12 protein-coding genes are annotated in these 12876 nt (G+C 45.4%); 8 read left to right on the top strand and 4 right to left on the bottom strand.

All coding sequences use genetic code 11. The features are described 5' to 3' along the window. Positions 1-231: 231 nt before the first annotated feature. The 4 genes from ABD744_RS19060 to ABD744_RS19045 all read right to left on the bottom strand — a co-directional run bounded on the left by ABD744_RS19060 (position 232) and on the right by ABD744_RS19045 (position 2714). A complete protein-coding gene (locus ABD744_RS19060; RefSeq protein ID WP_344800166.1) occupies positions 232-690 on the bottom strand; it encodes a DoxX family protein in 459 nt (152 codons plus the stop codon). A 21-nt stretch (positions 691-711) separates the two neighbouring features. Then, positions 712-1506, bottom strand: a complete 795-nt coding sequence (locus ABD744_RS19055) for an HvfC/BufC N-terminal domain-containing protein (protein ID WP_344800165.1) — start codon at positions 1504-1506, stop codon at positions 712-714. Then, positions 1503-2342 (bottom strand): MNIO family bufferin maturase, encoded by an 840-nt coding sequence (gene bufB, locus ABD744_RS19050; RefSeq protein WP_344800163.1) that lies wholly within the window; start codon positions 2340-2342, stop codon positions 1503-1505. Before bufB ends, ABD744_RS19055 begins: the two co-directional genes overlap by 4 nt. A 105-nt stretch (positions 2343-2447) precedes the next feature. After that, entirely contained in the window at positions 2448-2714 is a 267-nt protein-coding gene (locus tag ABD744_RS19045) for a BufA1 family periplasmic bufferin-type metallophore (RefSeq protein WP_344800162.1), read from the bottom strand. Positions 2715-3127: 413 nt separating this feature from the next. Between ABD744_RS19045 and dnaX the strand changes: the two genes are divergently transcribed. The 8 genes from dnaX (at position 3128) to ABD744_RS19005 (ending at position 12721) form a co-directional block, all read left to right on the top strand. Continuing rightward, on the top strand, positions 3128-5317 hold the full coding sequence (dnaX, locus tag ABD744_RS19040) for a DNA polymerase III subunit gamma/tau (RefSeq protein ID WP_344800161.1): 2190 nt from the start codon (positions 3128-3130) through the stop codon (positions 5315-5317). A gap of 265 nt (positions 5318-5582) precedes the next feature. Then, positions 5583-5915, top strand: a complete 333-nt coding sequence (locus ABD744_RS19035; protein ID WP_344800235.1) for a YbaB/EbfC family nucleoid-associated protein — start codon at positions 5583-5585, stop codon at positions 5913-5915. A gap of 12 nt (positions 5916-5927) precedes the next feature. Beyond that, complete coding sequence (gene recR / locus ABD744_RS19030) at positions 5928-6521, top strand: recombination mediator RecR (protein WP_344800160.1); 594 nt, start codon at positions 5928-5930, stop codon at positions 6519-6521. 81 nt (positions 6522-6602) lie between these two features. Next, positions 6603-7751: a ribonuclease D gene (locus ABD744_RS19025; RefSeq protein WP_344800159.1), complete on the top strand. Its 1149-nt coding sequence runs from the start codon at positions 6603-6605 to the stop codon at positions 7749-7751. Between the two features lie 118 nt (positions 7752-7869). Next, the gene (locus ABD744_RS19020; protein WP_344800157.1) at positions 7870-8148 is read left to right on the top strand and encodes a YcgL domain-containing protein; all 279 of its coding nucleotides are present in this window, start codon (positions 7870-7872) and stop codon (positions 8146-8148) included. A 14-nt stretch (positions 8149-8162) separates the two neighbouring features. Continuing rightward, on the top strand, positions 8163-8603 hold the full coding sequence (locus ABD744_RS19015) for a YcgN family cysteine cluster protein (RefSeq protein WP_344800155.1): 441 nt from the start codon (positions 8163-8165) through the stop codon (positions 8601-8603). A gap of 128 nt (positions 8604-8731) precedes the next feature. Next, positions 8732-9145 carry a hypothetical protein gene (locus ABD744_RS19010; RefSeq protein WP_344800154.1) on the top strand — a complete coding sequence of 138 codons (414 nt, stop codon included), beginning with the start codon at positions 8732-8734 and terminating at the stop codon, positions 9143-9145. 477 nt (positions 9146-9622) lie between these two features. Next, on the top strand, positions 9623-12721 hold the full coding sequence (locus ABD744_RS19005) for a VWA domain-containing protein (protein WP_344800153.1): 3099 nt from the start codon (positions 9623-9625) through the stop codon (positions 12719-12721). Positions 12722-12876: the final 155 nt, after the last annotated feature.

Below are 12876 nucleotides of genomic sequence, written 5' to 3'. Positions count from 1 at the left end.
GTTATATTTATAAGCTATGTAAATTTATGTGTTTATTGTAATTGTAGGTAACAAACTGAAAGGTATTTAGGAGGTGCGATGAATGGTTTAGTTTATTTTTGCATGATTCTTAGTATGGTTAGATCAAATTTGAATGGACGCAATTAGAGGAGAATTACTGGGTAAACATGAAGCCCCCTGAAACCAGAGGGCTGAAGTGATGAGCTGTTAAAGGTTTTAAGATTTGTCTGATTAATGGTTAATATTCAATTTACTTTTAATAAACGTATCGATCGCTGCTTTACCTGGGCCAAAGAAGAACAAAACTAAAGTCATTAAGCCCCAGATAATATGGTCTTTTTCACCTGCGAAACTGATGTCCGGGTATGAAATGGCGGCGACGAAGTTAAGAGCGAATAAAGCAACCACATTTAGGCGAGTCAGGAGACCGAGAACTAAGAACACCGGAATGATCAGTTCGCCTGCCGTTGCCAGGTAGGCCGCGATATCGAATGGTAGAATCGGTACCGAATATTCGTACTCAAACAGCATTAACGTTGTGTCCCAGGACTGAATCTTGGTTAATCCGGACATAAAAAAGACTTTGGCCAACCAGAGTCGGAGCCCTAAAAGAAAAATAACTTGCAGTGCATCAATTCCTTTCAGTGCCAGTTCAGAGTATTTGGTTATTGTTGTTGTTGTCATGGTCATTATTATAATTTCCTGGTGGTTTTAAGATTTTCCCAATCGAAAGCCGGAGATAAGCCCCATTTGAATGTATGGAGGTAAGAGTTCTGATATAGGTAAAGAAAAGCTCATTTCTGCTATCTCGGCAAACAGTTTGCCTTGATTAATTGCGGTCAGGAACTTGAGCTCGTCTTCGTTAATAACGTCTATTCGCATGCCGAAATCCTGGCTTCGCCAAACGATTAAATTGGTTTCTCCGTCATCAAGGTTCACGGTTTGATCACCCTCGTAATCGTTTTGGTTGACCGCCCAAATCTTATGCACTGGATAGTCCGACTTCATCAGGCTGGCTGATGGATTCAGACAAAACTGAATTCGTGCCTGGTCTTCGACAGCAATATTGGCCAGTTCACTGACGGGTAAAAAACCTTGATTGGATGCAGGTGTTTCAGCCGCGTTAAACGCCTGATGCCAAAGCCATTCGACTTTGGCTACGTCAGGCAAATAAAAGAGTTCTTTGGCGGGCTGAAAGTCTGAAATGTATTGAGGAAGGTGTTCGCCATAATTGCCTAAATCAGGGGAGCCGGAAGGGTACTGTTTTAAATAGCCACTGACCATCTGAGTGAAGTATTGTTCGCCAACCAGTTTTTCACAAACCGGGTAGATGCCAGATAAGCCAGAGGTTAAGCCTCCTAAAATGCTACCACGGTAGATGCCGAGGCGCTCTTCAGCGGATAAGTTATCCGTGCTGTCCACACCTTCGCACGCTTTTTGGATGTTGTCCTGCGTCGGATCAAAAATTCCGCGATAGAAGGCTTCTTGCCAATCTTTTAAGTTCATCGCGAAAACTCCTTCAGTTGTTTTTCGGCTTTTAGAGCTTCCTGTCGTAATGTGTCGAAACTTGGTACATCGGTATCCCACTCAATCAGGGTCGGAACGGCGCCAAACTGTTTCAAAGCGGCTCGGTACAAGTCCCAGACGGGCGGGTGAACCTGATAACCGTGAGTATCGAAAAGGTACTTGTCCATTTTTTCATAACCGGCAAGGTGGATTTCTTTAACTCGCTCGGAAGGAATGCCTCTAAGGTACTCATAAGGGTCGAAATCATGATTAATCGCGCTGACATAGATGTTGTTGATGTCCAGCAGCAGATCACAGTCGGTTTTTTCTGTGATGCCTTTGATGAAATCCCACTCGGTCATGTCCGTTGAATGAAAGGTCATATAAGAAGAGGGGTTTTCTACCAGAATTTTACGTCCCAAAACGTTTTGGGCCTGATCAATTCGCTCGCAGAGATGGTTCAGTGTTTCATTTGTGTAGGGCAGCGGTAATAAGTCATGCGTATACTTTCCGCCTACGGAAACCCAGGCAATGTGATCGGACACATAAACGGGTTCAATACGGTCAGCAAGCGCTTTCAGTTTGCTCAGGTAATCGAGATTAAGCGGATCGGCAGAACCAAGTGACATGCCAACACCGTGCAAGGTTACCGGGTAATCTTCTCTGATTTTTTCTGCTTTCAGAATAGGCAGGCCACCGTCGGCCATGTAGTTGTCACTAAGCAGCTCGAACCAAGGGACATCGGGTTTGGTTTCGAATATTTGTTGGTAGTGACTTGAACGTAAACCCAGGCCTGCGCCCTGAATGGAGTGGGCTTCGAACTTACTGGAACTCATGGATTGAACCTACGGGGTAATAATGGGAGTTAACATTCTAGACTTACTTGGTGGTAGGAGGATACTAAAGAGAGCCGAATAACTCTCTTTAGTGAAGCAATATAATTACTTAGCGCCTTTTACTTTGCCGCCAACAATTTTATTACAAGTACCTTCTGGCACATATACCCACTCTTCTGCATCAGCATCAACTGCTGCTTGGCCTGCGCAGCTGTGCTTGCTTGTACCGCAATCGTTCATGCCCGCTTTAGCAATGCCTTGGCACTTTTCGAAGCCTGGCTTACCTGCCATTGCGGAAGGGGATGTCGCAGCTAAACCTAATGCCAGTGCGCCTGCGATTGCTGTTCCCATGATTGTTTTTGTGTCTTTCATATGTGCTCCGTTAATATTGTTATCTAGGATTGTTTTGATCCTAATCCTCTAAACGAGGTAGTTGTTTGTTTGATTGCAGATAATTTAAAAAATTATTCAGGCGCTGAAACGAGAGTCTGGTCAGTGTTGCCGAAACGCAGTTTCCTTCTTTTTGCCTTGTGCATTCATCAACTTTGGCATAGTGATTAATTAAAAGTTCAACATTTAATTTCAATATTTTTTGATGTGGCAGAATCGCTGATTATTTCTGTTTTACCACTCAGTTCATTGGCCTGAACGCAAGCGTTTGTTCTTTGCGCTGAAAAATTGGCCGATTAATGGAATTGACCTTGAATAATGCGTCGACTTACTTGTGTTTACCTGTATATATTCGATAGCATTAGCACCTCAAATTTTACTTCCCGAGACCTTTCATGAGTTATCACGTTCTGGCTAGACGCTGGCGCCCGCAAACCTTTTCAGAAATGGTTGGACAAGAGCACGTACTAAAGGCTCTGACCAATGCGCTAAGTCATGACAGACTGCACCATGCCTATTTATTTACGGGGACTCGGGGTGTGGGTAAAACCACCGTTGCCCGTATTTTTGCAAAAAGCCTGAACTGTGAAGAAGGCGTGGGGCCAACACCTTGTGGGGTGTGCTCTTCTTGTGTAGAAATCGCCGAAGGGCGTTTTGTTGATCTTATTGAAGTGGATGCGGCTTCACGGACCAAAGTAGAAGATACTCGGGATTTACTCGAAAACGTACAATACGCGCCGAGTCGTGGTCGATTCAAAGTCTACATTATTGACGAAGTCCACATGTTGAGTACCAGCAGTTTCAATGCATTATTGAAAACACTGGAAGAACCGCCAGAGCATGTGAAGTTTTTGTTGGCAACGACCGATCCTCAAAAACTGCCCGTAACCGTATTATCTCGTTGCTTGCAGTTTAATCTGAAGAACATGTCGCCAGAGCGAATTGTGAATCACTTACAGTACGTTTTAGGTGAAGAGAAGGTGCCTTTTGAAGAGCCTGCTTTGTGGCTGCTGGCCAAAGCAGCCGATGGCAGTATGCGGGATGCCTTGAGTCTGACTGATCAATCCATTGCGTTTGGTAATGAATCTGTGATGGAAGGCGATGTCCGAAATATGTTGGGTACGGTGGATCGTGCCTATGTGCTTCATGTGTTAGAGGCTTTGGCCAATCAAAATGCGGCGTCCATTCTGGATGAAGTGGCACGTGCGGCCGACCATGCTCCGGACTTTGCTGGGATTCTGGATGAGTTAATTGCTGTTTTACACCGAATTGCCGTGGCTCAAATGGTGCCTGGTTCCGTCGATAACAGCCAGGGCGACCAGGAATTTGTGTTGGGCATGTCTCAGCAAATTCAGCCTCACGATGTGCATTTGTTTTATCAAATTGGTTTGGCTTCCCGAAAAGATATGGCCGCTGCGGCAGATCAGCGTGCTGCGCTTGAAATGACCTTATTAAGAATGTTGGCATTTCAAATCAAAAAGCCAGGCCAGCCGGTTTCTGTTCCCAGTACGCCACTTCCGAATGCTCAGCCAGTAAATCAAGTCGAATCGATCTCCGCCAGTGCTGCTCAAACAGATGTTTCTGCACAAACAGACCGTTCTGTAACAAGTGAAGATGCGGGGTTACCTGAGCAACGTACCGGGAGTGAGGTCGAAGAGCCCGCAAAAAAGCAACAAGTTCACTCTGAGCCTCCTGTTGCGGAGGCCTCAGGCTCGTTGGATAGTGCTAATGAATCAGTGGAAGAGCACGTGGTGCAACCTGCTGCCGAGTCTCTTCAGACCGAACCTTTTCAGGCCGAGACCATTCAGACCGAACCAAGCCAAGGTCAGGTGGTGAATCCGCAGGATATACCTCCGTGGGAAGATATTCCTGAAAACGTACAAGCTGGCTCTCCAGCACTTGAAGATGCGCGTTATGTTTCCGAAGTCGAGACAGAGTTTAGCGAGCAAGCATCAGGCGAAACCGTTTTAACCGAAGCTGAATCAACGTCAATTGATCCGGCGGCAGAGGCAACAACGGCCAGTTCTGCATTGGCTTCTATCCAGACTCAACTGGATAATCCGGCGGCTGTTGATCATTCGGTAGCTGGAAATACTCTATTGGGTCTTGAGCCTTCAGAGACTTCTGAAACACCATCGCAAGATGTTGTGGCTTCGCCATCTGCAGTGCATTCGGAAGCGCCGCGAGAAATATTAAGTGATGACAGCGAGTGGTTGGCCATTGAGTCTCAGCTCAACGTGGATCGCTTTACCGCTAATTTGGCAGCCAACATGGTTCCGGTCGCCAGAGAGAGTGATCACTGGCACTTCATGCTCAAAACAGATATGGAAACTTTCCTGAAACCTGAGCGCACCAGTACTTTGGCTGCGGCGTTATCTCAGGCCTTGGGTCATGAGGTCGCCATCTCAATTGAACCGGGAGAGCTACCGGCGGAGTCTCCGGCAGAATATCGCATACGAAAGAAAGCAGAGCGTCTTCAACTGGCGATTTCGACCTTCCACGAAGATCCGAATGTGATGAACTGGAAGAACAAGTTTGGTGCACAGGTGCTGGACGATACGATTGTGCCTATTGATAATCCGTAAAAGGCACGCATAAACAGATTAACGGTGTTATTCACCAAGTATGTGTCTTCGTCACCTATAGTTAACCTAGCAGGTTGTTGATTTCCTATCTGCGTTGCCCTAACGGCGTTAAAATCAGGCTCAAAATGCTCATTTATGAATATAAACTCCGCGTTTTCGCCTGAGATTTTGCCTTGTTAGTCCTGCCTCGGTAACGAAACTCAACAGCCTGCCAGAAAGGTGATAAGATGTGCAACACGATTTTTACATATAGAAAAGGTTAGAGATTATGAAAGGTGGTATGGGTAATTTGATGAAGCAAGCTCAGAAAATGCAAGAGCAGCTTCAAAAAGCACAAGAAGAAGTTGCCAATGCTGAAGTGACAGGCGAAGCAGGTGCCGGCATGGTTAAGATGGTGATGAATGGCCGTCACGATGTTAAATCTGTGAAAATCGATGAAAGCCTGATCGCGGATGACGATGATCGTGAGATGATTGAAGACCTTGTAGCTGCCGCCGTAAACGACGCAGTACGTCGTATTGAGCAAAACAGCCAGGATAAAATGTCTGGTCTGACTTCAGGCATGGGCATGCCTCCTGGCTTCAAGATGCCATTTTAAGAGTTGATGTAAGTGAGTAGTGATTTACTTAACGCATTGATTGATGGCCTTCGAGTGCTTCCTTCAGTGGGGCCTCGTTCGGCCAGAAGAATGGCATTGCATTTATTGCAATCGAATCGCAAGGGTGGTTTGAATCTGGCTGAAGTTCTGAGCCAATCCATGACTCAAATTAAAAACTGCCAGAGTTGTCGTAACTTCACTGAGCAAGCGCTTTGCTCGATTTGCAACGATTCGTCACGGGATGAAACGCAACTGTGTGTGGTAGAAAACCCCGCAGATGTGGACTCACTGGAACTGACTTCCGGCTATACAGGACGTTATTTTGTGCTGATGGGGCGTTTGTCTCCTCTAGATGGTCTGGGGCCTTACGAATTGGGTATGGATAAGCTATTTGAGTTGATTCGTAGCCAGTCAGTCAAAGAGTTGATCATTGCTACCGGTACGTCGGTAGAAGGTGATGCAACCGCACAGTACATATCAGATCAGCTGGTGAACGATGACATTGCAATTACCCGATTGGCAAGTGGCATCCCTTCCGGCGGTGACCTTGAGGCACTATCCGGCAATACTTTAAAAACAGCGTTTGCCAATAGGCAGCCATTTTAGGCTGTTTTCCGGATCGTTTGTTTAAAGTCGTCTCTGTAATTATTTCACTGTTTTATATGAATGGGTTGATTGGAATTAACTATGCAGTCTCAGAATACCAATAATGTTCCGGTGCAATTTGTAACTACGGATCAAATGTTAACGGATCTTTCTGAAGAGTGGTCTGAACTTCCATGGATTGCGTTAGATACTGAGTTCGTGCGTAGGGATACCTATCGGGCGATACCCGCGTTAATTCAGATTTTTGATGGTGAAAGTGTTTGGTTGATTGATCCTAAATCCGGGGTGGACTTATCGCCATTGGCGTTGGTTATGACGTCTGACTGCGTGAAAATTTTGCACAGCGCGGCCGAAGATTTAGGTGTGCTATTTCAATGCACCGGTGTTTGGATTGAAAATCTGCATGATACTCAGCTTGCCATGTCGTTACTCAATCTTGGTCAGTCTGTGGGGTATCAGAAAATGATATCGACCATGCTGGAAGTGGAACTGGAAAAAGATGAAACTCAGTCGGATTGGCTGAGGCGTCCGCTTTCTGATCAGCAAGTGCGTTATGCTGCGGATGATGTGATTTATTTGGCTCAGGCGTGGCTGAAATTGTATGAGCAGCTGGCGGAATTCGATCGTTTGGCGTGGCTCAACGAGGATTGCCAGACATTGGTGGATCGGTCTCGCGAGTTGTATGAGATGAACGGCGACTTGCCTTTTCAGCGAGTAAAAGGCATTGGTCGTTTAAACCGAAGAGCGTTGGCGGTGGTCAGGGCTTTGGCGATTTGGCGAGAAAAAGTGGCTGCGGAAAAAGACATTCCGAAAGGCCGGATACTTGCGGATCGTCAGATCGTTGAAATAGGCCTTCGAAAATCCACCAGCCTGGTTGAATTTGATCAATTGGCTGTGCCAAAAGGGATCATTCGTAACTATGGCGTCCTGATGGGCGAATTGGTAAAAGGGGCGATGGCGCTGGATGAAGACCTGTTGCCGCCACGTTTTACGCTATTGCCAAAAGATGCCAAGAGCTGGTTAGATGCTGTTTACAAGCCTGTCAAAGAGGCTGCCCTCAGCCAGAATCTTGATGCTGCTGTAATTTGCCGTAAGAAGCAGTTTCAGGAAATGATTAATCACGCATGGCGAAATAATGAAATGGGTGATTGGCCGGAAGATATTATCGGCTGGCGTAAAGATTTGATTGAGGAAGGCGTTGTTGAGGCAATGAAATCCTTATTGGATTAGTCCTTTGATGGGCATCAGAAATTATTGGTTATATAAGTTGAAAGGTTAGTTTATCTTTTAAAATGAAAGCACGGATGGCGAAGAAATTTCGTTTAATGTTTTGAGTGTGAATTAATTTATGAAAGTTTGTTCTATATATAAAAGCCCGCGTCGTGATGAAATGTACTTATACATTGAAAAACTGAAGGGCTTAAAAGAGTTGCCTGAAGCCTTACTTGAGGTGTTCGGAAAGCCAATTCATGTGATGGATATGCTGGTGAAACCGGACAGTAAACTTTCTCGTGTTGAGGCTGAAAAAGTGCTTGAAGACATCGCCTCTAAAGGTTTCTTCTTGCAAATGCCGCCGCCGAAAGAAGATTATTTGCTGGATTTGTACGACCCGAATCAAGCGGATTAATGGGTGGTATGACCATGACGGATTTACCTTTCTGGAAAACCACTGCAATGAAAGACATGACCCCCGAACAATGGGAAAGTCTTTGTGATAATTGCGGTCGGTGTTGTTTACATAAGCTGGAAGATGAAGACAGCGGTGAGCTCGCGTATACCAACGTGGTGTGCCGAATGTATGACATGAAAGCCTGCCAGTGCAGCGACTATAAAAACAGAAGAAAGGTGGTTGAAGGGTGTTTGAAGCTTTCTGCCGATTTTATCCCTGTCGATTGGTTGCCTGAAACCTGCGCGTACAAGTTGCTTGACGAAGGAAAGGAATTAATGGAATGGCACCCTTTGGTGAGCGGCAAGAAATCGAGCCTTGCTGCAGCAGGGATGTCCCTGAAAGGGAAGGTTTTACCTGAAGACTTTGTCGAAGATGATGAACTGGAAGATCACATTATTGCTTGGGTTAAATAGTGCCTGGGTTAGATACTGCTTGGGTTAAAAAGTGCCTGGATTAAATAGCATTTAGTTCAAAAAATACTTGGATTTAATAGCGCGAAGGTTATTAGACTAATGAATACAACAGGAATGGAAAACAGAAAATGAGTTCGTTATTTTCACAAATTGGCGCAGCAGATTCTTTTACCTCAGGTGCATGGATGTTGTATGGGTTTAGCGCTCTGGGTGTTGTTGTGGCTGGCTGGTTACTGGTTCGCAATGTCAAAAATCTCGTGTTGAAGTGTCTGTTTATGTCGGTCGTCGTGTTTTTAAGCGGCTCCATGGCGCAAGTTGTTTTTGATTCTGGTGCTGAAGTCTGGGTGCCTGCCATTCCGTATCTTGGGGTTGATATTGCATTTAAGGGCATGAAGCACTTTGACCAATTATTGCCATATTTAGTGATATCCGCTGCGATTTCATTGGTGGTTTGTTCTGTTGTTGGGGTTGTTGGCAGAAGCGTTCTTGGAAAAGTTCAGGCGCGTAAAGCGTCAAACAAACAAGCGTCAGCCAAATCATAGTGCTCTGAGACTGCAATGAAAGAGGGGCTTAGTCGTGATTCGATCGCTAAACGCTTCTTCTATCCTTTGTGAATGGTGATTTCTGTTAAAAGTGCTATAACTTAAAGTTATTATAAAAAGCTGGAAAGTTAAAATGCTTTTAAACGGTTGTGTTAGGTTCAATGAGTTATCGGGATCATAATGCAGCGTAATAAAATGGAATCACTTTAAGCAGGGATGTTATGGCAAACAGAGTTGTCTTTTTTCATAACCAAGTTGATTTATTTGATTTTCTCTCTCATCTTTCCGAAGTAAGGCGGGGGCGTTCAGCTTCTCGCGCAGACTGTAATTGTTGAAAAAACCTTTCCGAAATACTACGGAAAGGTTTTTTTTTGCCGATAAAGCTAAATATGACATTGTGTTATGCGTGTTTGGTATATAGATAGTTATTAATATAGAGAAATTGATCATTAGATGACAGGTTTTAAGGGAGATTTCATGCGCTTGATGATGCAGCTGATTGCTTTGGCAATGTTGGCTTTTGGTGGAGGATTCGTTTTTGCTGAGGAAGAGGTCTCTGGTGTTGAGGTAGCTGCTCAGCCTGCCGGCACGTCAGAAGCAACTCAACCAAGCTCGGGTAAGAAAAAGATACCGGACATTCGAACCATTATTGACATGTCCGGCAGTATGAAAAAGACCGACCCTAACAACTTACGAGCACCAGCCATGCGATTGCTGGTGGATTTGTTACCGGAAGACAGCAAATCCGGCGTTTGGACGTTTGGCCAGTACGTGAATATGCTGGTAAAGCATCGGGTGATTGATGATAAGTGGAAGGAAGAAGCTAAGTCTAAATCCAACGATATTTCGTCTGTGGGATTATTTACAAACATAGGTACAGCACTGGACACGGCCGGATACGACTTAGACCGACTGAAACCTGAATACGAACCGTTTTTTATCTTGTTAACCGATGGCATGGTTGATGTGGATAAAGACCCGGAAGTGAATAAGAAAGAACAAGAACGAATCATTAAAGAATTGGTTCCAAAATTTGCAGAAGCTGGAGTAAAGCTTCATACCATCGCGCTTTCCGATAAAGCGGATCAGGATTTTCTTCAGCAGCTTTCGCTAAGTACCGGAGGTAAGAGTACGGTTGCCGAAAGTTCGGATGAGTTACTAAAAGCTTTTGTTCGCTTGTTTGATCAGTCTGTACCGGCCGAGCAGGTGCCTCTGACCGATAATAAGTTCCTGATCGACTCCAGTATTGAAGAGTTTACAGCCCTTATTTTCCGGAAAGAAGGCAGTCAGGCTACGCAATTGGTTTCTCCTGATGAGTCCATCATTAATGCCGACTCAGACGATCCGGATGTGACTTGGCATGCCGACGCAAATTATGACCTGATCACCATTAAACGCCCTTACGAAGGCGAATGGATGCTGCAAGCTGAAGCAGACCCGGATAACCGGGTGACTGTGGTTAGTGACTTGTCCCTGCAGTTGGCTGAATTGCCCCCTACGATCTTTTCCGGTGAAGAGATTAATGTTCATGCCTGGTTTGATTCGGCGGATGGTCAAGTCAAAGAAATGGATTTTTTGTCGCTACTGGATGGTCAGTTACGTCTGACGAATGAAGCCGGTAAGAGCATCCAAAAAGAAATTGAACTGCAAACGGAAGGTGAGTACCCGCATTCCTATTATGAAAAGATTCGGAACTTACGTCGTCCGGGTAACTTTGAAATCAGTGTGGTGGTGGATGGAAAAACCTTCCAGCGTGAACGAACGCACCGCATTGAGGTGCTTGAACCCTTCGCATATGACGTGTCTTATGACGGTGTGGGCGATGAATCGGTTGGGATAGTGTCTGCTACGCCGCTTTTGTCGGGGTTGGATCTGGAAAAAACCTCGGTGATTGCGAAGGTGAGAGCGCCCGATGATTCTAACTTGATTGCGTCAGCGGAATTAGTGTTGAGTCAGGATGGTCAAAAATGGGTTGTTCAGGTTGTCCCGACCAAAGGGCAGGGAACATACCTGGTTAGTCTGGATATGAAGTTGGTGTTGGATACGGGGAAAGAGTTTCGCTTGAAACCAAAGCCGTTTGAGGTGGTTTTACCTCATTTCCCTGAAGGTTATATCGCGCCTGAACCTGAAGTAAAAGAAGACGAATTCATTAAGCCAACGATTAAAGAGCAGGAAATGTCGGCGCCGACCGACGATGCAACGCAGCCGGATCAAGTGCCTGAGCAAGAACCTGAAGCTGAGCCTGAAGAAGATAACCTGTTCACCTGGATTATGTTGGGGGTGTTGGGGTTAGTGGCTGCAATCTTAGGCTTCTTGTTTTACAAGTTGCGTAGCCATAAGAAGATGCAGGAGGAGTTTAATAAGGAACAAGATTCTGCTGATGACGGCGATGACATGGGAGAACTCAGCGAGCTTGGCAGTGATGAGCTTAATATGGACGTTGATGAAAGCCCTGAGCTGAGCGAGCAGGTGGATGCTGTCAAAGATGAGCTTGAGCGGATGGGTGAGGTGCCCGAAGATGCTCTTAATGAAGGTGTGTCTGAAGACTCAGTGCCAGAGTTGGAGCAGGATGAATTGGTGTCAGCTTTGGATGAGCTTTCTGGCAACGAAATGGATCTCGATGCTGACGACATGATGGATGACATGGATGAAGATTCTGCTTCCGAAGCAGGCGCGTTCGATGATCCGGAGCTGACAGCCTCTGAAGAGGAAGATTTAAACAATGAGTTGGATGCTTTACTTGAAGACGCTGAGGACGCCGAAATTCCACCGGAAGTTGATATTCCTACGTTAGATGAGTCTGTGGCTGAAGATCAACTTGTTGATGATGAAGAGGATGCAGGCTTAAGTCAGGAGCCGGAAATTGAAGTTGAGTTTGATGAAATACTTCCTGACTCTTCCGATGAGGATCTGACTGATGACATGGACGCGTTAACCGAAGATGAAAACTCGTCGCTGGACGAGCTGCTGGAGGAAGACAGTGAGACACCTGTTGAGCCGCCGGTGTTGGAGGAAACGAGTACCACAGAGACTACTTTGGAAAGCGATGATCTTGAACTCGATGACTTTGAAGATGTTGAGTCTGAAAATGACACTGAAGACCTGATGGATGAGGATGATGACTTTGGTAGCAGCATTGATCAGGCTTTGGATGATCTGTTGGCCGAAGCAGACGATGGCCCTCAGACCACAGAAGAGTTTGATATTGATGATCTGGATGCTGAGTTGGATGCCTTAACAAAAGATCTGGAAGATGACGCGTTTGGTGGAAGTGATGATCTGGACGACATCGTTTCCGGTTCCGGTGATGATCTTGAAAGCTTGTTGGATTCAGCAACTTCTGATGATGATCTGGACGGTGACTCATCGGATGACCTGAACCTAGATGAACTGGAAAAGGCTTTTGAGGAAACCCTTGGGGATGATGAGCCCGCATTAGAAGACAGTTTGACTGCGTTGGAGGACATTTCAGCTGATGAATTGACGTCAGACGGTGATGACTCAGTTGATGTGGATAAAATAATGGCGGAAATTGATGCCGAAGCTATGAGGATGAATAAAGAAGACAAAGATTAACTTCTGCCCAAGCAGCGGATGGCATCAGATAAGGTCTCTTCGGAGGCCTTTTTAGTGCGTGTCTTTTCGATAAATTGATCATATAGGAAGATGCACTGAAGCTGGTTTTAATTTACTTCTTTAAATTGAAATAAGTGGTATGTTTAGATTCTTAT

It is taken from the genome of Litoribacillus peritrichatus, assembly GCF_039537985.1.
GTDB lineage: Bacteria > Pseudomonadota > Gammaproteobacteria > Pseudomonadales > Litoribrevibacteraceae > Litoribacillus > Litoribacillus peritrichatus.
The sequence above is the reverse complement of the archived record's forward strand: the minus strand, read 5'-3'. Positions and strand labels throughout refer to the sequence as shown.

Coding starts and splice junctions, on each gene's coding strand:
- dnaX (WP_344800161.1), top strand. CDS start 3,128: ATGAGTTATCACGTTCTGGCTAGACGCTGGCGCCCGCAAACCTTTTCA.
- ABD744_RS19020 (WP_344800157.1), top strand. CDS start 7,870: ATGAAAGTTTGTTCTATATATAAAAGCCCGCGTCGTGATGAAATGTAC.
- ABD744_RS19025 (WP_344800159.1), top strand. CDS start 6,603: ATGCAGTCTCAGAATACCAATAATGTTCCGGTGCAATTTGTAACTACG.
- ABD744_RS19045 (WP_344800162.1), bottom strand. CDS start 2,714: ATGAAAGACACAAAAACAATCATGGGAACAGCAATCGCAGGCGCACTG.
- ABD744_RS19015 (WP_344800155.1), top strand. CDS start 8,163: ATGACGGATTTACCTTTCTGGAAAACCACTGCAATGAAAGACATGACC.
- ABD744_RS19010 (WP_344800154.1), top strand. CDS start 8,732: ATGAGTTCGTTATTTTCACAAATTGGCGCAGCAGATTCTTTTACCTCA.
- ABD744_RS19060 (WP_344800166.1), bottom strand. CDS start 690: ATGACCATGACAACAACAACAATAACCAAATACTCTGAACTGGCACTG.
- bufB (WP_344800163.1), bottom strand. CDS start 2,342: ATGAGTTCCAGTAAGTTCGAAGCCCACTCCATTCAGGGCGCAGGCCTG.
- ABD744_RS19055 (WP_344800165.1), bottom strand. CDS start 1,506: ATGAACTTAAAAGATTGGCAAGAAGCCTTCTATCGCGGAATTTTTGAT.
- ABD744_RS19005 (WP_344800153.1), top strand. CDS start 9,623: ATGCGCTTGATGATGCAGCTGATTGCTTTGGCAATGTTGGCTTTTGGT.